Annotated in this window: 21 protein-coding genes and 1 tRNA gene; 9 read left to right on the top strand and 13 right to left on the bottom strand. The window is 65.4% G+C overall.

The window, feature by feature from the left end; translation table 11 throughout:
- Window positions 1-20 precede the first annotated feature (20 nt).
- Together FJ988_RS12745 and FJ988_RS12740 are read right to left on the bottom strand one after the other, a co-directional pair.
- Entirely contained in the window at window positions 21-716 is a 696-nt protein-coding gene (locus tag FJ988_RS12745) for a response regulator transcription factor (RefSeq protein ID WP_140818094.1), read from the bottom strand.
- 3 nt (window positions 717-719) lie between these two features.
- Window positions 720-2,279 carry a DUF4173 domain-containing protein gene (locus FJ988_RS12740; protein WP_246688522.1) on the bottom strand — a complete coding sequence of 520 codons (1,560 nt, stop codon included), beginning with the start codon at window positions 2,277-2,279 and terminating at the stop codon, window positions 720-722.
- Window positions 2,280-2,810: 531 nt separating this feature from the next.
- Between FJ988_RS12740 and FJ988_RS12730 the strand changes: the two genes are divergently transcribed.
- On the top strand, window positions 2,811-3,692 hold the full coding sequence (locus FJ988_RS12730; protein WP_140818092.1) for a CoA ester lyase: 882 nt from the start codon (window positions 2,811-2,813) through the stop codon (window positions 3,690-3,692).
- Window positions 3,693-3,719: 27 nt separating this feature from the next.
- Complete coding sequence (locus FJ988_RS12725) at window positions 3,720-3,926, top strand: DUF1737 domain-containing protein (protein WP_140818090.1); 207 nt, start codon at window positions 3,720-3,722, stop codon at window positions 3,924-3,926.
- 261 nt (window positions 3,927-4,187) lie between these two features.
- Here the strand turns inward: FJ988_RS12725 and FJ988_RS12720 are convergent, their stop codons facing one another.
- Window positions 4,188-4,625, bottom strand: coding sequence for a metallopeptidase family protein (locus FJ988_RS12720; protein ID WP_140818088.1), 438 nt, complete (start codon window positions 4,623-4,625; stop codon window positions 4,188-4,190).
- 183 nt (window positions 4,626-4,808) lie between these two features.
- Between FJ988_RS12720 and FJ988_RS31160 the strand changes: the two genes are divergently transcribed.
- The 3 genes from FJ988_RS31160 to FJ988_RS12705 are packed head-to-tail and all read left to right on the top strand — an operon-like array spanning window position 4,809 to window position 10,562.
- Window positions 4,809-5,819, top strand: coding sequence for an ImuA family protein (locus tag FJ988_RS31160; protein ID WP_140818086.1), 1,011 nt, complete (start codon window positions 4,809-4,811; stop codon window positions 5,817-5,819).
- Complete coding sequence (locus tag FJ988_RS12710; protein ID WP_140818084.1) at window positions 5,761-7,236, top strand: DUF6504 family protein; 1,476 nt, start codon at window positions 5,761-5,763, stop codon at window positions 7,234-7,236. Before FJ988_RS31160 ends, FJ988_RS12710 begins: the two co-directional genes overlap by 59 nt.
- Complete coding sequence (locus tag FJ988_RS12705) at window positions 7,233-10,562, top strand: error-prone DNA polymerase (protein ID WP_140818082.1); 3,330 nt, start codon at window positions 7,233-7,235, stop codon at window positions 10,560-10,562. Before FJ988_RS12710 ends, FJ988_RS12705 begins: the two co-directional genes overlap by 4 nt.
- Before the next feature lie 299 nt (window positions 10,563-10,861).
- Here the strand turns inward: FJ988_RS12705 and FJ988_RS12700 are convergent, their stop codons facing one another.
- The 4 genes from FJ988_RS12700 to FJ988_RS12685 form a co-directional block, all read right to left on the bottom strand.
- The gene (locus FJ988_RS12700; RefSeq protein WP_140818081.1) at window positions 10,862-11,107 is read right to left on the bottom strand and encodes a Trm112 family protein; all 246 of its coding nucleotides are present in this window, start codon (window positions 11,105-11,107) and stop codon (window positions 10,862-10,864) included.
- Between the two features lie 96 nt (window positions 11,108-11,203).
- Window positions 11,204-11,875: an LON peptidase substrate-binding domain-containing protein gene (locus FJ988_RS12695; RefSeq protein ID WP_140818079.1), complete on the bottom strand. Its 672-nt coding sequence runs from the start codon at window positions 11,873-11,875 to the stop codon at window positions 11,204-11,206.
- Window positions 11,876-12,194: 319 nt separating this feature from the next.
- Window positions 12,195-13,184 (bottom strand): thioredoxin, encoded by a 990-nt coding sequence (trxA, locus tag FJ988_RS12690; protein WP_140818077.1) that lies wholly within the window; start codon window positions 13,182-13,184, stop codon window positions 12,195-12,197.
- A 75-nt stretch (window positions 13,185-13,259) separates the two neighbouring features.
- Window positions 13,260-13,757, bottom strand: coding sequence for a prolyl-tRNA synthetase associated domain-containing protein (locus FJ988_RS12685; protein ID WP_140818074.1), 498 nt, complete (start codon window positions 13,755-13,757; stop codon window positions 13,260-13,262).
- A 206-nt stretch (window positions 13,758-13,963) separates the two neighbouring features.
- On the opposite strand from FJ988_RS12685, the gene FJ988_RS12680 reads away from it, so the two are divergent.
- Both FJ988_RS12680 and FJ988_RS12675 read left to right on the top strand, forming a co-directional pair.
- Window positions 13,964-14,038 (top strand) — tRNA-Gly (locus FJ988_RS12680).
- A 278-nt stretch (window positions 14,039-14,316) separates the two neighbouring features.
- Window positions 14,317-14,691 (top strand): hypothetical protein, encoded by a 375-nt coding sequence (locus tag FJ988_RS12675; protein WP_140818072.1) that lies wholly within the window; start codon window positions 14,317-14,319, stop codon window positions 14,689-14,691.
- Between the two features lie 75 nt (window positions 14,692-14,766).
- Here FJ988_RS12675 and FJ988_RS12670 read toward each other — a convergent pair whose 3' ends face one another.
- Window positions 14,767-15,207 (bottom strand): Lrp/AsnC family transcriptional regulator, encoded by a 441-nt coding sequence (locus FJ988_RS12670; protein ID WP_140818070.1) that lies wholly within the window; start codon window positions 15,205-15,207, stop codon window positions 14,767-14,769.
- Window positions 15,208-15,338: 131 nt separating this feature from the next.
- Between FJ988_RS12670 and rocF the strand changes: the two genes are divergently transcribed.
- Both rocF and FJ988_RS12660 read left to right on the top strand, forming a co-directional pair.
- Window positions 15,339-16,271, top strand: coding sequence for an arginase (gene rocF / locus FJ988_RS12665; RefSeq protein WP_140818068.1), 933 nt, complete (start codon window positions 15,339-15,341; stop codon window positions 16,269-16,271).
- 2 nt (window positions 16,272-16,273) lie between these two features.
- Window positions 16,274-17,332, top strand: coding sequence for an ornithine cyclodeaminase (locus FJ988_RS12660; RefSeq protein WP_140818066.1), 1,059 nt, complete (start codon window positions 16,274-16,276; stop codon window positions 17,330-17,332).
- Window positions 17,333-17,595: 263 nt separating this feature from the next.
- Here FJ988_RS12660 and FJ988_RS12655 read toward each other — a convergent pair whose 3' ends face one another.
- The 5 genes from FJ988_RS12655 to FJ988_RS12635 form a co-directional block, all read right to left on the bottom strand.
- Window positions 17,596-18,594: a LacI family DNA-binding transcriptional regulator gene (locus FJ988_RS12655; RefSeq protein WP_140818064.1), complete on the bottom strand. Its 999-nt coding sequence runs from the start codon at window positions 18,592-18,594 to the stop codon at window positions 17,596-17,598.
- A 22-nt stretch (window positions 18,595-18,616) separates the two neighbouring features.
- Complete coding sequence (locus FJ988_RS12650) at window positions 18,617-19,633, bottom strand: ABC transporter permease (protein ID WP_140818062.1); 1,017 nt, start codon at window positions 19,631-19,633, stop codon at window positions 18,617-18,619.
- Window positions 19,630-21,129: a sugar ABC transporter ATP-binding protein gene (locus FJ988_RS12645; protein ID WP_140818060.1), complete on the bottom strand. Its 1,500-nt coding sequence runs from the start codon at window positions 21,127-21,129 to the stop codon at window positions 19,630-19,632. Before FJ988_RS12645 ends, FJ988_RS12650 begins: the two co-directional genes overlap by 4 nt.
- Window positions 21,130-21,256: 127 nt before the next feature.
- Window positions 21,257-22,222, bottom strand: a complete 966-nt coding sequence (locus FJ988_RS12640; protein ID WP_140818058.1) for a sugar ABC transporter substrate-binding protein — start codon at window positions 22,220-22,222, stop codon at window positions 21,257-21,259.
- A gap of 440 nt (window positions 22,223-22,662) precedes the next feature.
- Window positions 22,663-23,682 (bottom strand): LLM class flavin-dependent oxidoreductase, encoded by a 1,020-nt coding sequence (locus FJ988_RS12635; RefSeq protein ID WP_140818056.1) that lies wholly within the window; start codon window positions 23,680-23,682, stop codon window positions 22,663-22,665.
- Window positions 23,683-23,765 lie beyond the last annotated feature (83 nt).

Here is a 23,765-nt window from a genome sequence, read left to right as displayed (position 1 = left end):
GGGCCGCCATCTTTCCTTGCTCAACCACCGCATCGGCCGAGCCGGAAACCGACGCCATGCACGGTCTCGATCGCGTCGAGGCAGCCGGCCGCCGCGAGCTTGGCGCGGATGTTGCGGATATGGCTGTCCACCGTGCGCTCCGAGACATGGATGTTGGAGGCATAGGCATTGGCCATCACCGCGTCGCGGCCAAGCACATGCAGCGGGCGGGCGAGAAAGCCTTTGAGGATGGCGAATTCGATCGCGGTCAGCACCAGCGCCTTGTCGGCGAAGCTCGCCGCGTGGCTGGCCGGAACAAGCGCCAGCTTGCCATGCGCGAACTGCCTGTCGTCTTCCTCTTCCGCCGGCGCCGGCCGGGCGCGGCGCAGGATGACATTGACGCGCGCCACCAGCTCGCGCGGGCTGAACGGTTTTGTGACGTAGTCGTCGCCACCCATTTCCAAACCCAGGATGCGGTCGATTTCTTCATCCCGCGCCGACAGGAACAGCACCGGCACGTCGGATTTTTGCCGCAGACGCCGGCACACCTCCAGCCCGTCCATCTCCGGCATGCCGATGTCGAGCACGATGAGATCGGGCGCGCGATGCTCGACCGCCTGGAGTGCCGCGGCGCCGTCGGCCACGGCATTTGTCTTCATGCCGGCCTTTTCCAGCGCAAAGCAGATGATCTCGCGGATATGCGGATCGTCATCGGCGACGAGGATGTTGTGCGGCATCGATCAATGACCCGGTGCATAAGGTTGGTTGACGGCAGGATTAGCAGGCAGGCCGCGCTTGTCGAGAGTGCGCAGCAATCGCCAATCGCGAAAGCTCCAGGCGCGCCAGTGGTTCAGAGTCACGCGATACCAACTTTCGTTCTCGCGTCGCGCCGCCGCAAGATACTGAAGCGCTATATCGCCGTTAACGGACGACCTGCGGTGGTCGAGATAGCGATCGAGCGCTGGAAATCCGCTCGGCCCAAGGTCTTGCAGGTAAAGGGTGTCGAGAGAAACGCCTTTTCCGGTCATTTCAAGTGAATGGTTGACATTGAAGTCAGCAATAAGCGCGGCGAAGTTGACGAAACAGCAGGCATAAAGCGTCACAGATAACGTCAGAAGATTGGCGGAGAGCAGCCATTCGCCGGATTTCGCCAGCGCGATGCGGGCGATGATGAGCGCTAGTCCCGCCGCCACCAGCCCCATCCAGATGAAGGCGGCGATGCGCAGATAGGTCAGCGCATAGACGTCGATATAGAGGTCGAGCCTGAGCATCGAGGAGACGACCAGCACGATGTTCTGCGCCACCCAGAGATAGACGAGTGGGCGGATCAGCGGATCCTTCGATGTCTCGCTGCCAGAGCGCAATGCTACCAGCACGAAGCCGGCGGCAAGCAGCGCCGTGACGATCAGCGGATAAGCGCCGCGATGCGCGTAGGCCGCATAGGTCATGCCGTCGGGAAGCGCCACACCGCCCCACAGATAGGTGGCGTCGAGCCCGGTCTGCAGCGCGAACAGCGCGTTGAAGACGACGAGCGCGCGCAGGATGGCACCCTTGCCGAACAAAATGTCCTCGACGGCTGTTTTTGCCGGCCGCGCGGGTGTCGCGGGCAGGGCGCGCCAGCGATGGGCGGCGAAGCGCGGCAGGCGTGGCCGCAGGAACGCCCAGACGCCGGCAAGCACGATCAGCCAGAAGGCAAGCCGGGCGATCTCGATTTTTTCGATGAGCGCATAGAGGTCGATCAGCGACAGCCAGTGCTCGATAATGGGATTGGCGGCGCCGAACAGCGCCAGGAAGACGAGGCCAAGCGTCAGCGGCATGACCCAGACCGCGATGGCCGCAAGGCGGATGCGCTGCTGCCCGAGCTCGCGCGCTGCCTTGCGCCAGCGGAAGAAATCGAAGGCGAAGCGGAACGGCGCCGAAAGCAGGAACAGCCAAAGCTGGCGGGCAATCCGGGCAGGTGCGCTGCGCAGCCGCCCGGCGAAAGACAGCGCGAACATCGCCAGCGCCGCGACGGCGACCACCACCGACAGAAGGCTGACATTTTCGATCGTTGGCAACAGCGCGGCAAACAGCGCGACGTGCTTCAGCCAAATCCGGCCATTGCTGAGCGCCGCCGGATGCATGGCGACGACGGCTGCCGCAAGCAGGACGGCGAAGATGAAGACCGTGATGCCGACGGGTTGGCCGTAGAACAGAAAATCGGCCAGCGCCGCCAGCAGCACGCCGGCGCCGACACGGCGGCAATAGCTCGGCGTGAACGACGTTTTCAGCGTCGGAGCCAACATGGTGATCGCCGTCATCGCTGCGCCTTCCTGGCTGTGCCGCCGCCGCATGCCGGCCGCGCTCTCGGGGTGAAGGGAAGCACCGTCGCCGTGCAGCGCGGCCGTTGCGGCTCGACGAGCCACCAGCCTTCGTTGCGCAGCCGGCGCGGCAGGGACCAGCGGGATATGTGACGTGTTCGCATGACGCCATGTTGGCGGTCGGGCGGGGAAAGGGCGCGGCGGATTGGAGGAGGTTTTCCGCAGAGGTTTGCAGATTTGGTGCAGGGCAATCGCCAAATGCTGGCGCTGCCCCTCACCTGCCTGCCGGCATCCTCTCCCCGTATAGTGACGGGGAGAGGGGCGCTGTCGCCGCCGGCTTCGCCAATCGCCAGCGTTGCAACGAGGAGCCAGCCGTGCGGCAAGCCCCTTCTCCCCGTCACTATACGGGGAGAAGTGCCCGGCAGGGCGATGAGGGGCAGCGCCGATCTCGGCGACTAGCTGGTCCCCAGCACAGAGCGGGAGATCGCCCTTGCACTTGCCTCACCCGAACGCACCCGGCATAGATCGCCCATGACCCTCGACACCTACCGCCCGCGCCGCTCGGTGCTCTACATCCCGGCCGCCAACGACAAGGCGCTGGCCAAGATCGCCTCGCTCGCCTGCGATGCCGTCATCATCGACCTCGAGGACGGCGTGCTGGCGGCAGACAAAGCGACTGCGCGCGAAAAACTCGCCGGCATTTTCACCGCGCGGCCAGAACGGCGCTGCGAGATGCTGGTGCGCGTCAATGCGCTGTCGACCGAGTGGGGCGCCGACGATCTTCTCGCCGCGGCCAAGGCCGAACCGGACGGCATCCTTTTGCCCAAGGTCGACAAGCCGCGCGACATCCTCGAAGCGGGTGATCTGCTCGACGACAATTTCGCCCCGGACAGCGTCAAACTATGGGCCATGATCGAGACGCCCAAGGCGCTGCTCAACATCGGCGCCATCGCCGAGCTCGGCCGCGATCCAGCTTCGCGATTGGCTTGTTTCGTTGCCGGAACGAACGATCTGGCCAAAGCGACCGGCGCGCTGGTCACGCCCGACCGCCGCTATCTGATGCCGTGGCTGATGCAGCTCGTCCTCGCCGCCCGCGCCGGCGGCCTCGACGTGATCGACGGCGTTGCCAATGATTTTCGCGATCTCGAAACCCTGGCGCGCGAATGCGCGGAGGCGGCGGCCATGGGTTTCGACGGCAAGTCGGTGATCCATCCCGCCCAGATCGAGCCGGCCAACCGCGCGTTTTCGCCGTCGCCGGAAGCGCTGGCGAGAGCGCGCGCCATCCGCGACGCCTTCGCGCAGCGCGAGAATGCTGGCAAGGGGGTGATCGCGCTCGACGGCCGCATGGTCGAGCGGCTGCACCTGGCCGAAGCCGAGAAACTTCTGGCGAAGGCCGCGATCATCGGCGCATGATGCGCCGGCGCTTTAAGGATTAAGACGATGAAACTCTACCGCTTCCTCTCCGCTCCGGACGATTCAACCTTTTGCCACAAGGTGACCGCGGCGCTGAACAAAGGTTGGCACCTGTTCGGCTCGCCGACCTATGCCTATGACAAGAAGAGCAAGTCGATGCGCTGCGGCCAGGCCGTGGTGAAGGATGTCGAAGGCCAGGAATACACGCCGGATACCAAGCTGAGCGATTGGTAGGGGAAAGGGCGGCGACCCTCCAACTTCGTCATCCTAGGGCGGAGCGACGCGAAGCGGCGCGCAGACCCTAGGATCCATGCCGTTACCTGAGCCGAAGAGTACGACGACGCAGAACTGTCGTGTTCTCTCGCTAAGAGGCCGCACGACTTCTGAACCGCAGCAACGCTCGTATGTCACGGAATGGATCCTCGGGTCTGCGCGCGTCGCTTCGCTCCTTGCTCCGCCCGTGGATGACGAACTTCCTAGGATGACGAACTGCGCTCAGCTGGCCGCCGTCTGCTCCGCCGCTTCCTCGATCCGCTCCATGTCGTCGTCCGACAGGCCGAAATGGTGGCCGATCTCGTGGATCAGCACATGGGTGACGATGTCGCCCAGTGTCTCTTCGTTCTCGGCCCAGTAGTCGAGGATCGCCCTGCGATAGAGCGTGATGCGGTTCGGCCCCTCGCCGGTTTGCGGGTTCCAACGCTCGGCGATGCCGCGCCCCTCGAACAGGCCGAGCAGGTCGAACGGCGTCTCCAGCGACAGATCGTCCATGATCTCGTCGGTCGGGAAATCGGCGATCAGGATGACGATCTCGCCGGTGAGCTTGCGGAACTCTTCCGGCAGATGGGCATAGGTCTCCAGCGCCAGAAACTCCAGCTCGTCGATCGACGGCGAGAGCTGATCGTGCCAGGTGCGTGTCTTGTAGATGCGAGCCATAAAATTTCCTTTGATCCCGGCATATAGGCTTTTGCACGAAGCGAGGCAAATGAGTGGGCTGGCCGGCAGCGTTCCGGGTAAAAGCCGAAGGAATAAATTCCTTCTGACTCCGCTTGACTCTTCCGGCACCCTCTGGAATCTATAAGAACATAACAGGAACAATTGCTGCCGGAAGTGAACGTCATGGCGATGAGCGCCGTGGCGCGGGACACTGTTTTTGCCCTGCGCCGCCAGATCGCGAAGATCGAAGGAACACTGCCCGAGCGCCTGCAGGCGCCTGTGGCTGGTGTGTCTGCCGATGCCGTTCGCTCCGACATGACGCTTGTCCGGCGCGGCCTTGCCGTGGCCTCGGCGGACGCCCTCCTGTGCACCGGCATCGAACGCCTGGACACCGCTCTCGGCGGTGGCCTGCCCAAGGCGGCGCTCGGCGAAATCCATGGCCTGGAAACCCGCGACGCGGGAGCCGTCGCCGGTTTCGCGCTGTCGCTCATCAGCCTGATCCTCAAGGAAAAGCAGGGCCTGCCGGTCCTGTGGATCGGCACTGCCGAAATCTTCCACGAGGCCGGCTTTCCCTACGCCAGGGGGCTGCACGCTTTGTTCGGCATCGCCCCGGAGCAATTGCTGTTTTCCGAAGCGCCGAAGCTGCTCGATGCGCTGTGGATCGCCGAGGAGGCCGCCCGCATGACAGCCTTCGCTGCCGTCATCCTGGAGATCCGCGGCAGTCCGCAGCGGCTCGACCTCACAGCCACGCGGCGCCTGCACGCCCGCGCCCAGAATGCCGGCCGTCCGGTGCTTCTGCTGCGCCAGGCCGGCGAGGCCGAACCCACCGCGGCGCCCGTGCGCCTCATCGTTTCGGCGGCACCCTCGGCAAGCCGCGAGACGGTAGCCGGGCCGCTCGCCGGCTCGATCGGCCGCCCCGCCTTCACCGTCGACATCGGCAAGAGCCGCACGGCGCTTCCCGGACAATTCACACTGGAGTGGAACCCCAATGAGCACGCTTTCGCAGAAAGAAGCGCCGAGAAAGAGCGGGCAGAGGATCCTGTCGCTGTGGTTCCCGCATCTGCCCGCGGAGCGGATCCTGCGCCAGCGTCTGGGGCGGTCCTGGCGTTCCCGGCCGTCGCAGCATCTGCCGCTGGTGATCAGCCACCGCGACAACAACACCCAGCGCATCGCGGCCCTCGACGAGCAGGCTGAGGCGCTGAAACTGAAGCGCGGCATGGGCATTGCCGACGCCCGCGCCATGCACCCGACCATCGACGTGGTCGAGGCCGACGCGGAAGCCGACCGCCGCCTGCTCGAAGGCCTCGCCGACTGGTGCGATCGCTACACGCCGCTGGTGGCGATCGACGGCGAGGACGGGTTGTTCCTCGACGTCACCGGCTGCACGCATCTGTTCGGCGGCGAACGCGCCATGCAGGAGGAAATCCTCGCCCGCTTCCTCCAGCAGGGTTTCGATGTCCGCGCCGGGCTGGCCTCGACCCCCGGCGCCGCCTGGGCGGCGGCCCGCTTCCATGGCGACCGCATCGTCGCCGGTGGCGAGGAGGAGGAGCTACTGGCGCCGCTGCCGTTGTCGGCGCTGCGCATCGCGCCGCAAACCCGCACTGGCCTCGAAAGCGTCGGCTTGCGCACCGCCGGCGCGGTGATGGCCGCGCCCCGCGCCCCGCTCGCCCGTCGTTTCGGCGCCACTCTGCTTCTGCGTCTCGACCAGGCGCTCGGCCGGCTCGACGAGGCGGTGTCGCCGCGCCTGCCCGTCGCGCCGCTTTCGGTCGAGCGGCATCTGGCCGAGCCGATCATGCTCACCGACGACATCGAGCGGCTGGTGAGCCGGCTTGCCGTCGCCTTGAAGAGCGACCTCGAACGCCGCGGCGAGGGCGCCCGGACGCTCGCGCTTCTGCTTTTCCGCGTCGACGGCGCCGTCAGCCGCATCTCCGTCGGCACCTCGCGGCCGATGCGCGAGCCGCGGCTGATCCAAAGGCTGTTCCACGAAAGGCTGACCGCGATGGAGCAGAACATCGATGCCGGCTTCGGCTTCGACCTCGTGCGGCTCTCGGTCCTGTCGGTCGCCGCCTTCGATATGTTGCAGGGCGACCTTGCCGGCGAGGAAACCGACGATGACGCCGACATCGCCTTGTTTGCCGACCGCATCCGCGCCCGGTTGGGCGAGGCCGCCGTGCTGAAACCCGTCGTTGTCGAAAGCCATCTGCCGGAGCGCGCCGTGACCGCGGTGCCCTTCGCCGAGGCGCCGCAAAGGCGCGCGCCGAAGCCCGACCGGACGGCACCGCCGATGACCATCTATCCGCCGGAGCGGCCGGTGCGGCTGTTCCGCTCGCCCGAACCGATCGAGGTGCCGGCGACCGAGATCCCGGAAGGTCCGCCGATGAATTTCCGCTGGCGGCGGGCGCTCTACCGCGTCGCCCGCGCCGAAGGGCCGGAGCGCATCGCCGGCGAATGGTGGCGGCAATTGCCCGGCGAGGCGGAAGCGCCCACCCGCGACTATTACCGCATCGAGGACAGCGAGGGCCGCCGCTACTGGCTCTACCGCCAGGGTCTTTACAGCAGCGCACCGCAGGCCGCGCCGCCGCGCTGGTTCATGCATGGGGTGTTCGCATGAATGCGCTGACCGCCATCCCCTATGCCGAGTTCGGCATCAGCTCGAATTTCTCCTTCCTGCGCGGCGCCTCCAAGCCGGAGGAACTGGTGGTGACGGCGAAATTCTACGGTTTCGCCTCGATCGGTCTCGCCGACCGCAACACGGTGGCAGGCGTCGTGCGCGCCTGGCAACAGGCCAAGGTCGAGAAGATGGCCTACCACCCCGGCTGCCGTCTGGTGTTCGGCGACGGCACGCCCGACATCCTCGCCTATCCGCGCAACCGCCAGGGCTGGGGGCATCTCTGCCGCATGCTGACCCAGGCCAATCTGCGCGACGAGACCGAGAAGGGCGCGACGCTGCTCGAGCTGGGCGATCTCCTCGAATGGGGGGACCGGATGTCGCTGGCGGTCCTGCCTAACCTGTCCGTCGACGCTGAGGGCAGCCTGCCTCTTATTAGCCGGCTCAAGGACCGTTTCGGCGCAGCCCTTCGGCTGGCCGTGGCGCTGGATTATGCCGGCAACGACCGCTTCCGCATCGAGCAGGCAGCGGCGATAGCCGACCTCCTTGGCGTCCCGCTGATGGCGACCAATGACGTGCTCTACCATGCCGCCGAGCGCCGGCCGCTGCAGGATGTGCTGACCGCGATCCGCCTCAACACGCCGGTTGCCGAGGTCGGATTGGAGCTCGCAGCCAATGCCGAGCGCCACCTGAAGCCGCCGCTGGAGATGGCGCGGCTTTTCCGTCGCCACCCGCAGGCGCTGGCCGAGACGCTGCGCTTCGCCGGGGAGCTCTCCTTCTCGCTCAGCGATCTCGAATACAATTATCCGGACGAGCCGACTGAATCCGGGCTTGGCCCGCAAGCCGAGCTCGAACGGCTGGCGCATGAAGGGGCCATGAGACGCTACCCGGGCGGGATCCCCGAGGATGTCACGAAGCGCATCGACAGCGAACTCGCTCTGATCGAGCGCCTGAACTATGCGCGCTATTTCCTCACCGTCCACGACATCGTCAAATTCGCCCGCAGCCAGGATATCCTATGCCAGGGCCGAGGTTCGGCCGCCAATTCGATCATCTGCTTCTGCATCGGCATCACCGAAGTCGGGCCCGAGCGCATAGACACGCTCTTCGAGCGTTTCATCTCCGAGGAGCGCAACGAGCCGCCCGACATCGACGTCGACTTCGAGCACGCACGGCGCGAAGAGGTCATTCAGTACATCTATACGAAATACAGCGCCAAGCGCACCGCCTTGGCCGCCGCGGTCATCAGCTATCGAGGCCGCTCGGCGCTGCGCGAGGTGGCCAAGGCCATGGGCCTGTCGGAAGACGTCCGCAGCGCGCTGTCCAGCACCATCTGGGGCTGGTCGACCTCCGAGCTCGGCGAAAGGGAAGCCAATGCCGGCGGCCTCGACCGCACCGATCCGCTGTCGCGCCAGGTGCTGGAGCGCGCCAACGAGATCATGGGTTTCCCCCGCCATCTCTCGCAGCATGTCGGCGGCTTCGTCATCACCCGCGACCGGCTCGACGAGGTCGTGCCCATCGTCAAGACGGCGATGGACGAGCGCAAGATGGTCGAGTGGGACAAGGACGATCTCGACGCGGTGAGGATCCTCAAGGTCGACGTGCTGGCGCTTGGCATGCTGACCTGCCTGAAACGCGCCTTCACCTTGCTCACCGATCATTATCCGCGGGCGCGGGATCCCTTCGGCCGACCTTACGTGCTTGCCACGCTTCCCGAAGAGGACGACGACGTTTACGCCATGATCCAGAGGGCCGACACGCTCGGCGTCTTCCAGATCGAGTCGCGCGCGCAGATGTCGATGCTGCCGCGCCTCCGGCCGAAAAATTTCTACGATCTCGTCATCGAGGTCGCCATCGTGCGCCCCGGCCCGATCCAGGGCGACATGGTCCACCCTTACCTGCGTCGACGGCAGGGCAAGGAGAGTGTCAATTATCCCAGCCTGGAGTTGAAAAAGATCCTCGGCAAGACGTTGGGCGTGCCGCTGTTCCAGGAGCAGGCGATGAAGATCGCCATCGTCGCCGGCGGCTTCAGGCCGGGCGAGGCCGACGAATTGCGCCGCGCCATGGCGACCTTCAAGCGCACCGGCACGATCGGCAACTACCGCCAGCGCATGATCGACGGCATGGTGGGCAATGGCTACGAGAAGGATTTCGCCGAACGCTGCTTCAAGCAGATCGAGGGCTTTGGCGAATATGGCTTCCCCGAAAGCCATGCCGCCTCCTTCGCGCTTCTGGTCTACGCCTCCTGCTGGTTCAAGACCTTCTATCCGGACGTCTTCTGCGCCGCGATCCTGAACGCGCAGCCGATGGGTTTTTACCAGCCGGCCCAGCTCGTCCGCGACGCGCGCGACCATGGCGTCGACATCCGCGAGGTCGACATCAACCATTCCGTCTGGGACTGCACGCTGGAGGAATCCGCCTTCGATCCGGCGTGCATCCAGCAGCGCCACGCCTCGATGCGCGGCGTCATCGAGACGGCTCATGCCGTCCGCCTCGGCTTCCGCCAGATCAAGGGCCTGTCCGAGGAGCGCATGAAGGCCGTCGTCACGCAGCGCGGCGACGGCTACCGGTCGGTCCGCGATGTCTGGCTGCGCTCGGGCCTCGATGTCGGCGAGATCCAGAAGCTGGCCGAGGCCGACGCCTTCCGCTCGATCGGCCTCGACCGCCGCGCGGCCCTTTGGGAAGTGCGCGCGCTGGACGGCAGGACCGCTGCCGAAAAACTGCCGCTCTTCGACCAGCCGGCGCTCCGCCTGCGCGAGCTGGAGCCGGAGACCAGGCTGCCGAAGATGCCGCTCGGCGAGCATGTCGTGCACGACTACCGCGCGCTCGGCCTGTCGCTGAAGGAACATCCGGTCGCCTTCCTGCGCGAGCGGCTCACCCGCGCCGGCATCACCCCCAACGCCCATTTGCCCTCGGTGCGCGACGGCCGCCGCGTTTCGGTCGCCGGCCTAGTGCTGGTGCGTCAGCGCCCGGGCAAGGGCAATGCCATCTTCGTCACGCTGGAGGACGAGAAGGCGGTCGCCAATGTCATCATCTGGCCGCGCGTCTTCGACCGCTTCCGCTCGGTGGTGATGGGCGCGCGCTTCATCCGCGTCACCGGCAAATTGCAGCATGAATCGGACGTCATCCACATCGTCGCCGACCGGATCGAGGACCTGACCTCATGGCTGAGCGTGCTGTTACACGAAGCCGCGCCCACCATCGAGCATCGACCCGGCGAAACGATCCCCGACCGGTCCGACGGCCGCGGCCTGCCGGTCCGCCAGGATATCGCGACGCTGTCGAGCGAGGCGCGACAGGTCATGCCCAAGGGGAGGAATTTTCAATAGCAGCGGTTTCCAGCACACAATAGGGATCGCAGCAGCGGCGAAAACGTCTTCGTCATCAACGGGCGGAGCAAGGAGCGCAGCGACGCGCGCAGACCCGAGGATCCATGCCGCGACTTGCGGGCGCCGCTACGGAGCAGAATTCTGCTCCGCTGCGTTCCTCGTACGAGGTCACGGCATGGATCCCAGGTCTCCGCGACGCCGCTTCGCGGCTGCTCCGCCCTGGGATGACGACGAGATGATGCTCCTGCCAACTTCGAAAGTTGCTGCATTCGTTCGGAAACGTCTTCAGCGGAGGAAATCTACGACGGCCCACCCAACCGCGGCGGCGCCGCCGGCAAGACATCCTCGGCGGAAATAGAACGCGCTTCCGAGGGCAGCATGACCGGGATGCCGTCGCGCACCGGATAGGCAAGCTTGGCGACCCGCGACACCAGCTCGCTGCGCTCCGGGTCCCAGGCCAGTGGCCCCTTGGTCAGCGGGCAGGCTAGCAATTCCAGAAGCTTCGGGTCGATCTCGGCCTTGCGCCCGTCACGTCCATCGGCCATCGCACTTCCTTTTCCAATCGCCCACAGCTTGGATGTGCCGAGATTCAGGTCAGGCCGAGCCGAGAACGCAGGCCGGCCTCACCTGATCGGCGCATCCTACTGGATGCTGGACCCAAACTCATCCCCCTCGCGCGCCAGCGCCATTTCGGTGATGGCGATCAGCGTTTCGGCGCGCGTCTTCAGGTCCGGCGCCTCGAGCAGCGCCTGTTTTTCGGCCGGGCCGTAGGGCGCCATCATCGACAGCGCATTGACCAGCATGCCGTTCTCGGCGCGGCTGACGCTTTCCCAGTCGGCTTCCAGCTCGTTGGCCTGCAGATAGGCGCGAAACGCCTTGAGCAACGCCGGACGGTCGACATCGGCGCCGGCCTGATCCTCCGCGAGATCGGCCAGGAACGGCGCGATCCGGCTTTGCCGGAACGGCGTCTTCACCGTTTGCTCCTGCGTGACGCGGAAGCGGCACACGCCCTGAAGCGAGATCAGATAGCGGCCGTCGCCGCTCTCGGCGAGCGAGATGATGCGCCCGATACAGCCGACATTGCACAGTTCCGGCTCGCCGTCATCGCGCAGCGCGCCGTCCAGACTCGGCTGGATCATGCCGATCAGCCGCGCGCCGGCCATCGCCTGGTCGATCATTTGCAGGTAACGCGGCTCGAAGATGTTGAGCGGCATGCGCCCGCCTGGCAATAGCAACGCACCGGCAAGCGGAAACACCGGGATCGTCGGCGGAAAATCCTTTGCGAGCCGATAGCGCGCGTTTCCGACCTGCACCTCAACCCTCCGACAGAGCAATTCCGGGAAAACCGTGCGACGGTTCCGGACCTGCGCAAGAACAAGAACATAAGCCGTTTCGAGATTTCCGCGAAACGGCAAACTGCTCCGGCGTCGCTGACCGACCTGTCAAACCAGCACTCTCCTCCCGGTCTCCGGCACTTGCAAGCCGCCTAGAGCAATTCCAGGAAAAGTGCGTAGCGGTTTTCCGTCCGGAATTGCGTACAAACAAAGAGACGGCGGGGCCAGCGGCTTGCCGCTCTATCTGGCGTCGCCGCCGCCTGCCGCAAGGCCATCCGGCAAATAAAGCCGGCAAAGGTCAGGAAAACAGCAGCGAGGAAAGCTTGCGCCGCGCCGCCAGCGTCGCCTCGTCGGTCATTCCCCAGGCTTCGAAGAATTTCAGCAGCTGCGCCCGGGCGCCGTCGTCGTTCCAGGTCCGGTCGGCCTTGACGATCGAAAGCAGATTGTCGGCCGCCTCGTGGCGTTCGCCGCGCGCGTTCTGGATCATCGCCAGGTCGAAGCGCGCCTGGTGGTCGGCCGGGTTGGCGGCGAGCCGCTTCTCGAACTCGGCCGGATTGCCGAGCGCCGCTGCTTCCGCCGCGAGCGTCATCTTCGTGCGCAGCGCAGCGAGCGCCGGCGCGTCCCTCTTGTCATCCGGCGCGCGCGAAAGCACCGCCTCCGCGCCTTCGGCGTCGCCGGCCTCGAACAGGATTTCGCCCAAACCCGCGATCGCCTCGATGGTCTCGGGCGCCTGTTCCAGCACCGCGTCATAGATGTCGGCTGCGGTCTGGATATCGCCCGCCGCGCGCGCCTCGGCGGCCGCGGCCAGCGCATCGGCGATCTGCGGCGCGCCATTGCCCTTGCCGCCGACCTTCTCGATGAACTGCGCGATCTGGCTTTCCGGAACGGCACCCATGAAGCCGTCGACCGGTTGGCCGTCCTTGAAGGCGATGACCGCAGGAATGGACTGGATGCCGAGCTGGCCGGCGATCGATGGATGGTCGTCGATGTTCATCTTGACCAGCCTGACCTTGCCGCCGGCGGCCTTCACCGCCTTTTCGAGCTGCGGCGTCAGCTGCTTGCAGGGGCCGCACCAGGGCGCCCAGAAGTCGACCAGCACCGGTTGACGGCGCGATTCCTGGATGACGTCGGCGGCAAAGGTCGCGGTCGTGGTGTCCTTGATCAGATCGGCCGCCGCCGGCGCCTCGCCGAGCGAGACCTTGGGGCGGTCGCCGCCGCCATACTGCACCGTCTGGGCATATTGGCCGCCGCTGCCGAACGAGCCGCCATAGGGATTGTTGTCACTCATGTCGTCGCCCTTTCGGTCGCGCCGCCGGCGTCGGGCGCGTCATTGTCGGATTTCGCTTTCGCCCACATGTGGCGATCAAGCCGATACTTTCAAGATAACAGGATCGTGGCCGGTTGCCTCGACGAATCTGATCAGATCGGCGGCGGCGATCGAGGTCGTTGCCTCATTGGTCAGCGGATGGCCGTTGATGACGTCGTGGCTCATCAACTCCTGGTCGAGGAAGACTTTCACCCGCCCGGCCGTGTCGTTGATCAGTCCGAACACGGTGACCGCGCCCGGAATGACGCCGAGCAGCTCCATCAGCATCTCCGGCTTGCCGAACGACACCCGGCCGGCGGCGCCGATCAGATGGTGGATCTGCTTCAGATCGACCTCCGCCTCCTCGCCGACCGTGACCAGGAAGAAATTGTCCTTCTTGTCCTTCAGGAACAGGTTCTTGGTGTGGCCGCCGGCGATCTCGCCGCGCAGCGCCTGCGAATCGGCGACCGTATAGAGCGGCGGGTGCCTGACCGTCGAAACGGCAATGCCGAGATCGGCAAGGAATTGATTGAGCTCGGCTTCGGTCTTCGGCATCGGTCCTCGCGCGGTCGAACAGTCTGACGCCGTTTACGGCCAAGAATGCTTCCGGGGCAAGGCCGCCGCGATCGGCCAGCACGAATCCCACGTCCGCACAGGGAACATGGGTGGGAGAGCTAGCTCCAAAAACACCGTCATTTCCCTGTTGCAATCGCCGCGCGCTTCGGTCATATAAGCCCGGCTTGCGGCCCAAGGCCGCGCGAGCGGGTGTAGCTCAGGGGTAGAGCACAACCTTGCCAAGGTTGGGGTCGGGCGTTCGAATCGCCTCACCCGCTCCAGTTTCCTCAGGAAATTAAGCAGCATGAAAAAAGGCCGGTTCAATCCGGCCTTTTTCATTTGTGGCCCTGGTACTGATCACGGCGCTTCACCGCGCGATCACATCGGATAACGTTAGCGTTCCACCCCGGTTTCGACGCCAACATGTCCACTATATGGCATTTTCGGGACCGAGTACCGCCGGCGATGAATGACTGACTCCACCGCGACACGACGCGACCTGACGGCCCCATTTCGGAAAAGCGGTCTTACCGCTTCTCAACCCTCGGGAGATGTCATCATGCGTTCTTTCACACCAAGGATTATCGCGGCTGCGGCGATCTTCGCGGCGATACCGCTTTCCAGCGCCTATGCGGTTCACCGTCACAAGGTCGACACCACGACCACGGCATCGGTGCCGGCCGATCCGGAGACGAGGGCGGTGTTCGACCAGTTGCAGGGCGTCAAGCAGGGCATTCGCGAAGCGCAGGATGCCGGCAAGCTCACGGCGGGCCAGGCGCGCGATCTGATGCAGCAGGCCGATACCATCAGGGTTTCCGAAGGCCGTTCGGCGTTGGGGCAGATCAACGCGCTGGACCAGCGGCTCCAGAACGACACTGGGCAGGGAACATATATGGGTGACGGCGCCGACGGCGGTTACTATCCGAACGGCTGACGCATAAACGCTCGTCGCAAGGCGGTGCCGATGTGAGCCTCCCGGCCTAACATCGGCGCCGCCGCATCCGGCCAGTTATCCCAGCCGCGCCCGCGTCGTGCGCGGCGTCGCCAAGAGCAAGCTCGTCTCGCTGCCCGTGATCCCGGGGATCAGCCTGATCCGCCGCAGCACCGCGTCGAAATCGGTGAGCGTCGCAGTACCCAATTCCACCACCAGGTCCCAGCGGCCGTTGGTGGTGTGGATGGTCGAGACCTCGGCCAACCCGCCCAGCGCCTTGACCACGCGGTCGGCGGCATGGCCTTCGATCTCGATCGTCATCACGCCGCGTATTCTCTGATCGACCGCGTCGGCGCGCAGCACCACCGTGTAGCCGATGATCTCGCCGGATTTTTCCAGCCGCTCCATGCGCGACCTGACCGTGGCGCGCGAGACGCCGAGATCGATGGCGAGGTCGGACACGCTGCGCCGCGCGTCGTGCCTCAGCAGCGTCACCAATCTTTCGTCGAGAGCGTCCATACCTTGTCCATTTCGGTCAAATTATCTGTCCAATATGATAGAATAGTCTTCTCGAAATGCCAATTTTGGCTGTTCAAACCGCCAGCTGCCGATGATCCAATCCGCGCAATCAATCGCGAGGACGAAGAATTATGCGTTGCAGGATCGTCGGCGCGCCGGTGCAGGACGGCGCGGGCAGGATGGGATGCGAGATGGGGCCGAGCGCGCTGCGCACGGCAGGCCTTGTCTCGATGCTTGCGGAACTCGGCCATGAGGTCGAGGACTGGGGCGCGGTCGAGAAACTCGCCGCGCGTCCCGTCGTGCACGGCAATCTGGCGCTGAAGGCGCTGCCCGAAATTTCGGCCTGGACGGCGACGATCGCCGAGACGGCTTATGCGGCTGCGAACAACGCCATGCCGATCTTTCTCGGCGGCGACCATTCGATTTCCGCCGGCACGGTCTCCGGCGTCGCGCGCCGCGCCGCCGAGCGCGGCCGGCCGCTCTTCGTGCTGTGGCTCGACGCGCATCCCGATTTCCACACGCTCGACACCACCACCAGCGGCAATCTGCACGGCGTGCCGCTCGCCTATGCCAGCGGCCAGGCGGGCTTCAAGGGCTATTTTCCGGACCTGCCGCAGGCCGTCGATCCGGCCCGCATCTGCGCCATCGGCCTGCGCAGCGTCGACCCGGCCGAGCGCCGCGCGCTGAACGATGCCGGCGTCACCGTGCACGACATGCGCGCCATCGACGAGCACGGCATCGCGCCGCTGCTGCGCGCCTTCCTCGCCCGCGTCGAGAAGGAAAACGGCCTCCTGCATGTCAGCCTCGATGTCGACTTCCTCGATCCTTCGATCGCGCCGGCGGTGGGCACCACCGTGCCCGGCGGAGCCACTTTTCGCGAAGCGCATCTGGTGATGGAGATGCTGTCCGACAGCTGCCTGGTCTCCAGCCTCGACCTGGTCGAGTTGAACCCCTTCCTCGACGAGCGCGGCCGCACCGCAACCCTGATGGTCGACCTGACCGCCAGCCTGATGGGCCGCCGCATCATGGACCGCCCGACCCGCAGCCACTCCGGAAGCCTCTGATCATGACCCAGCCTTCGCGCCTTGCCATCGTTCCCTTCGTCAGCGTCGACCGCATGATGAAGCTGGTGCTCGCCATCGGCGTCGAGCGCTTCCTCACCGAGCTGGCCTCCTACATCGAGGAGGATTTCCGCCGCTGGGAACTGTTCGACAAGACGCCGCGCATCGCCTCGCACAGCCATGACGGCGTCATCGAATTGATGCCGACCAGCGACGGCAAGATGTACGGCTTCAAATATGTCAACGGCCACCCGAAGAACATGCGCGAGGGTCGCCAGACCGTCACCGCCTTCGGCGTGCTGGCCGATGTCGGCTCCGGCTATCCGATGCTGCTGACCGAAATGACCATCCTGACGGCGCTGCGCACCGCCGCCACTTCGGCCGTCGCGGCAAAGTATCTGGCGCCGAAGGGTGCGCGCGCCATGGCCATCATCGGCAACGGCGCCCAGTCGGAGTTCCAGGCCATCGCCTTCAAGGCGCTGCTCGGCATCGACCGGCTGCGGCTCTATGACATCGACCGCTCGGCCTCGGAAAAATGCGCCCGCAACCTGGCCGGCAAGGGCTTTGATGTCACCATCTGTTCGACCGGGCAGGACGCGGTCGAAGGCGTCGACATCATCACCACGGTGACCGCCGACAAGCAGTACGCCACCATCCTTACCGACAACATGGTCGGCTCCGGCGTCCACATCAACGCCGTCGGCGGCGACTGCCCGGGCAAGACCGAGCTGCATCGCGACATCCTGTTGCGCTCCGACATCTTCGTCGAATTCCCGCCGCAGACCCGCATCGAGGGCGAGATCCAGCAGCTCGACGCCGATCATCCGGTGACCGAGCTATGGCAGGTGATGACCGGCCAGGCTGAAGGCCGCAAGTCGGCGAAACAGATCACGCTGTTCGACAGCGTCGGCTTCGCCACCGAGGATTTTTCCGCGCTGCGCTATGTCCGCGACCAGCTCCAGGCCACCGGCCTCTACGAAGAACTCGACCTGCTCGCCGACCCCGACGAGCCGCGCGACCTGTTCGGGATGCTGCTCAGGGCCGCGATGCAGCCGGCGGCGTGACGCCCTTTCCTTCTCCGCGTTCACGGGGAGAAGGTGCCCGAAGGGCGGATGAGGGGCGGCGCGGCGGTCGAAAATGAGCACATTGCGGCCTCCACGGATGGCTTTTGAAGGCAATCTTGCAGCCTCGGCGCTGCCCCTCATCTGCCTGCCGGCATCTTCTCCCCGTGAACGGGGAGAAGGGGGCTGGCCGCGATCTCGGCGCCTATAGTGCAGCGTTGGCGATTGGCGAAAGCGCCGGTGCCAGCATCGATGATTGCCCCGTACTACCCGCGCGCCGCGCAGCTCTCCCTTTCCACCAGCACCGGCGCCAGCACCTCGCGGCGTGACGCGGCGGCCGGATCGCCGAGGCGCTCGAGCAGGAGGCTCACCGCGCGCGTGCCGATCTTTTCCACCGGCTGCGCGATCGTCGTCAGCGGCGGCCAGGTGGTGACGGCATAGGGGATGTCGTCGAAGCCGATCATCGACATGTCGTCCGGCACCCGCAGTCCGCGCGAGCGCAGCAGCGTCAGCGCGCCCATCGCCATCAGGTCGTTGCAGGCAAACAGCGCCGTGATCTGAGGCGCCTGCGCCATCAGCTGTTCCATCGCCAGCCGGCCGCCGGCGAAATGATAGTCGGAATCGACGATCGACGACGGCGGCAGTTCGAGCCCGGCCTCCTCGAGCGCGCGGACAAAGCCGCGCAAGCGCGCCGGGCCGGAGCTCGAATCGCGCGGGCCGCCGATGACGCCGATCTTTTCGTGGCCGAGCGCGACCAGATGTTTTCCGGCGAGGTAGCCGCCATGGTCGTGATCGACCAGCACCGAATCGACGTTGACCGACTGGATCTCGCGGTCGAGCAGCACCGCCGGCACGTTGGGTAAGAGACGCGAGAACACACGCGCATGGTCGGACGAGCCGGCGAAGATCAGCCCGTCGATCTGCTTGGCCATCAGCACCGAGAGATAGCGCTCCTCCTTCTCGGCGCTGCCGTCGGAATTGCACAGGATCACCGTATAGCCCGACACGAAGCCGGCGTCCTCGATCTGGCGCGCGACGCTGGCGAAGAACGGGTTGGAATTGTCGGGAAGCAGCAGGCCGATGGTCTTGGTCTCGCCGCGCCTGAGGCTCCGCGCCACCGAATTCGGACTGTAGCGCAAGGCGGCGATCGCTGCGCGCACCCGCTCGGCCGTTTCCGGCTCGACATGGCGCGTGTGGTTCATCACATGCGAGACGGTAGCGACGGATACTCCCGCGTGACGCGCAACATCGGCAATCGTCGTCATGGTCCCTGGTCCCCTGAACCCCCTACCGAATCTTCCGCAGCAGCCGCTCCCGATATGCGTCTAGAATGACGGCAAGCACGATGACAAGGCCGATCACGATCGGCTTGAAGTTGTCCCCCACGCCGAGCAACTGCAGCCCGGTCGACAGCACTTGCAGGATACAGGCGCCGACCAGCGTGCCGATGATCGAGCCCTTGCCGCCGCTCAAGGAGGTGCCGCCGATGATGACGGCGGCGATCGCGTTGAGCTCGTAGCCGACGCCGGCGATCGGGCTGCCGATATTGAGGCGCAACAGATAGACCATCGCCGCGATGCCGGCGGTGAGCCCGCTGATGGTGAAGGCGGCGACCTTGTAGAAATCCGGATTGTGGCCCGACAGCCGCACCGCCTCGTCATTGGTGCCGACGGCGAAGATCATGCGGCCGAAGACGGTGAAGCGCAGCACGAACCAGCCGGCCGCGATCACCAGCACGGCGATCAGGAAGATCGACGGGAGGAAGCCGCCGATGATGAGATTGCCGAAATCGACGAAACTTTGCGGCAGGCCGGTGATGGTCGAATTGTCGCTGACCACGCGCGCCGCCCCCGCCGCCATGTTGAGCATGCCGAGCGTGACGATGAAGGAGGGAATCTTCCAGCGCGTCGAGATCCAGCCGTTGAGAAAGCCGCAGACGGCGCCCGTTGCCATGCAAGCGAGCAGCGCCAGCGTGATGGCGACCGCCGGCGAGAGATTCTCGTCGATCATCACGGTGGCGCCGACCACGGTGCACAGCGCCAGCACCGAGCCGACCGAAAGATCGATGCCACCGGTGAGGATGACGAAGGTCATGCCGGCCGCCAGCACCGTGTTGATGGCGATCTGCACGAAGATTTTTAGCGCATTGCCCGATGTGGCGAAGTAAGGGGCGGTCGCCGAGAAAAACAGCGTGATCAGCACCAGCGCGAGCAGCACGCCGGCGTCGCGCACCAGGAAGCGCAGGAATTTCGCCTTGGCCGGTGAAACGGGCGCCGCCACGACTGTCTCGGACGTCTCGCTCATGGTCGCACATACTCCTGATAGGCGAGCGACAGGATGCGCTCCTGGTCGAACTCGGCGCGCGGCACCTCGCCGACGATTTTGTTTTTCGAGAAGACGATGATGCGGTGGCACATGCCCATCAGCTCGGGCAGGTCCGACGACACCATGATGATGCCTTTCTGCTGCGCCGCCAGCATCCACAACAGCTGATAGATCTCGCGCCGCGCGCCGATGTCGACGCCGCGCGTCGGCTCGTCGAGGATCAACGTCGAGGTGCCGCGGAACAGCCATTTGGCCAGCACCACCTTCTGCTGGTTGCCGCCGGAGAGGTTGCGCACCGCCTGCTCGATCGAGCTTGCCTTGACCCGCAGCTGCCCGACGAGGTCGTTGGCGGCCGCGACTTCGGCCCGGCGGTTGAGCAGCCCGTTGCGCGAAACCTTGTCCAGATCGGTGATGGTGATGTTCTTGTCGACCGGCATGTCGAGCAGCAACCCTTGCCCCTTGCGGTCCTCGGTGAGCAGGCTGAGGCCATGCCGCACCGCGTCCTTGGGCGCGGCGATCGCCACCGGCTTGCCGTCGATCTCGACGAGCCCGTCGAGCTTCGGATCAGCGCCGAACAGCGCCCGCATCGCCTCGGTGCGGCCGCTGCCGACCAGCCCTGCGACGCCGAGGATCTCGCCATGGCGAACGGCGAAGGAGATGTCCGGGGTGGAAGCGTCGCGCTTCAGATTGGCGACGCTGAGCGCCACCGTGCCCGGCACGATCGAGGCGTCGAAACCATATTCGTCGGCGATGTCGCGCCCGATCATCATGCGCACCAGGTCGGGCACGGTGAGCCCCTGCAGCTCGCGGGTGGCGACCAGCCGGCCATTGCGCAGCACCGTCACCCGGTTGCCGATCTCGAACACCTCATGCAGCCGGTGCGAGATGTAGATGATGGTGACACCCCGGGACTTCAGCCGCTTGATAATGGCAAACAGCCGCTCGATCTCCGGCGGCGTCAGCGTCGCCGTCGGCTCGTCGAGCACCAGCAGCTTCGAGTCGTAGCTCAGCGCCTTGGCGATCTCGACCAGCTGCATCTGCGCGACGCCCAGCGCCTCGACCCGGGTACGCGGGTCGATGTCGAGCCCGACTTCCTTGAGCAGCGCCACGGCGCGGCTGTTCAGCGCCTTGCGATCGACGATACCGAAGGCGCGGCGCGGCAGGCTTTCCAGCATCAGGTTCTCGGCGATGCTGAGATAGGGCAGGAGGTTCAGTTCCTGATGCACGATGCGGATGCCCGAAAGCTGCGCGTCATGCGGCGTCTTCGGCTGGTAGGGCTCACCGTTGAAGGCGATCGTGCCCGAGTCCGGCTGGTAGATGCCAGCGAGCAGCTTGATCAGCGTCGATTTTCCGGCGCCGTTTTCGCCGAGGATGATGTGGGTCTCGCCACACGCGATCGACAGCGACACGTCGCTGAGCGCGACGGCGCCGGGAAAGATCTTTCCGACCCCTTCGAGGGAGAGAATCGCATCCATAGGCAGAGGAATCCTAGACCGCGCATATTCGCGGCGGTAGCTGCGCATCGTCACCGCCGCCGGCACTGTGCCGACGGCGATGGTGAGACAAGCACGATGCCGGAGGGAGTCCCGGCGCTTGCTCGCCTCAGGCGGTGATCAGCTTGATGTCGGTCTTGACCCAGCCCGAGAATTTTTCGCCGGCGAGCTCGCGCAGGCCGTAGTCGATGCCCATCGCCGCCATCTGCGCGCCATACTGCTCGACGGTGGCGAGCATCTTGCCTTCCTTGAGCAGCGGGCCGACGGCCGGGATGTTGTCGAAGCCGACGACCTTGATCTGGCCGGACTTGCCGGCCGCGTCGATCGCCTTGACGACGCCGAGCGCCATCGAATCATTGGCCGCCATCACACCCTGGATGTCGGGATGCTGGGTGAGGAAGTTGGTCATCAGCGTGTTGGCTTCCTCGGTCTCCCAATGCGCGGTCTTGGAATCGAGCAGGTCGAGGCCGTTTTCCTTGACCGAGTCGTCGAAGCCGAGCTTGCGCTCCTTGGCGTTGTCGGCCTCCGGATTACCTTCGAGGATGACGACCTTGCCGCCCTTGCCGAGCGCCTTGCCCAGCGCGTCGCCGGCAAGCTTGGCGCCCGCACGGTTGTCCGGGCCGAAGAAAGCGAGGTCGATGCCGGCCTTCTTCTTGGCCTCCTCGTCGAGCGAGACGTCGATGTTGATGACCTTGATGCCGGCCTTCAGCGCCTTGGCAATCGGCGTCACCATCGCCTTGGAATCGGCCGGCGCCACGACGATGATGTTGTAGTTCTGGGTGATGAAGTTCTCGATCGCGTCGACCTGCGCGGCGAAATCGCGCTCGTCCTTCATGCCGACGGCGGCGAAATCGAACTTGTCCTTGTTCTTGGCCGCGTAATCCTCCGCGCCGGCCTGCATCTGCTTGAAGAACTCGTTGGCCAGCGACTTCATAACCAGGCCGACCCTCGGCTTGTCGGCGGCCAGAACCGGGCCGAGCGGCAGTGCAAGCGCGCCGGCGGCCAGAGCGCTGGTCTTCAGGAACTGGCGGCGCGAGAACGGGCCAAGCCCATGCGTGTTCGAAATCTTGCTCATTAGTCTCCTCCACTTGATTGAGCCGTAATCGGTTACGTAACCGATTACGCGCCAAGATAATGTGCAGATTTGCCGGGTGTCAATATCAGATACGGGCTATCGAGGGCGGCAGCGCCACTCCCAAATCTCGTCATTCTAGGGCGGAGCAAGGAGCGAAGCGACGCGCGCAGACCCTAGAATCCATTCCGTTACCTGGGCCGAAATATGCAACGGTGCAGAATTCTGGACCGCCGCAGCGCTTCCAAGTCACGGCATGGATCCTCGGGTCTGCGCGCGTCGCTTCGCTCCTTGCTCCGCCCGTGGATGACGATTGCGATGGGCGTTTCGGCCAATCTCCAGGGCATGCCGCCTGCCAACGCACGCATGGCCAGCCGGTCAAAATCTCTGTGCATCCCCTCTGGCCCAATTACCATCGCTGAGAGGTGGCTCGCCACCCACCCTCACCGCCACCCCATGGCCGGCGCGACATGCTTCAGGATCGCCTCGATGACATGGGCGTTGTAGTCGACGCCGAGCTGATTGGGCACGGTGAGCAGCAGCGTGTCGGCCTCGGCGATCGCCTCGTCCTGCTTGAGCTGCTCGACCAGCTTGTCCGGCTCGTCGGCATAGGTGCGGCCGAATACGGCGCGTTTCTCCGGCTCGATGTAACCAAAATGGTCCTCGCCCTCGCTGCCGCCGAAATAGGCGCGGTCCATGTCGTTGACCAGCGCAAAGATGCTTCGGCTGACCGAGACGCGCGGCTCCCGCGTGTGGCCGGCCTCGTTCCAGGCGGCGCGATAGGCCCTGATCTGCTTGGCCTGCTGGACATGCAGCGGTTCGCCGCTCTCGTCGAATTTCAGCGTCGAGCTCTGCAAATTCATGCCGAGCTTGGCCGCCCAGACGGCGGTGGCGTCGGTGGCCGCGCCCCACCAGATGCGCTCGCGCAAGCCTGCCGAGAACGGCTCGAGCCTGAGCAATCCGGGCGGATTGGGGAACATCGGCCTGGGGTTGGGCTGGGCAAAGCCTTCGCCGCGCAGCAGGTCGAGGAAGATCTCCGAATGACGGCGCGCCATGTCGGCGTCGCTCTTGCCCTCTTCCGGCACGTAGCCGAAATAGCGCCAGCCATCGATCACCTGCTCGGGCGAGCCGCGGCTGATGCCGAGCTGCAGACGCCCGCCGGCGATGAGGTCGGCGGCGCCCGCATCCTCGGCCATGTAGAGCGGGTTCTCGTAGCGCATGTCGATGACGGCGGTGCCGAGCTCGATACGTTTGGTTTTCGCGCCGGCCGCGGCCAGCAGCGGGAAGGGCGAGGCGAGCTGCCGGGCGAAATGGTGGACGCGGTAATAGGCGCCGTCTGCGCCGAGCTCCTCGGCCGCGACCGCCAAGTCGATCGATTGCAAGAGCGCATCGGCGCCCGAGCGCGTGCCCGATTGCGGCGAGGGTGACCAATGCCCAAACGACAGGAATCCGATTTTCTTCATGGCTCCATTCCGGTTGAGCTGAGCCGCTCAAACTCTTGTGTTGCTCCAGCAATATCAGGAAAAGCTATAAGGGCTTCTGCTTT

Origin of the sequence: Mesorhizobium sp. CU3, assembly GCF_006442965.1 — a bacterium.
Classification (GTDB): domain Bacteria; phylum Pseudomonadota; class Alphaproteobacteria; order Rhizobiales; family Rhizobiaceae; genus Mesorhizobium.
Note: the sequence above shows the minus strand (reverse complement) of the source record. Positions and strands in the feature narration are given on the sequence as shown.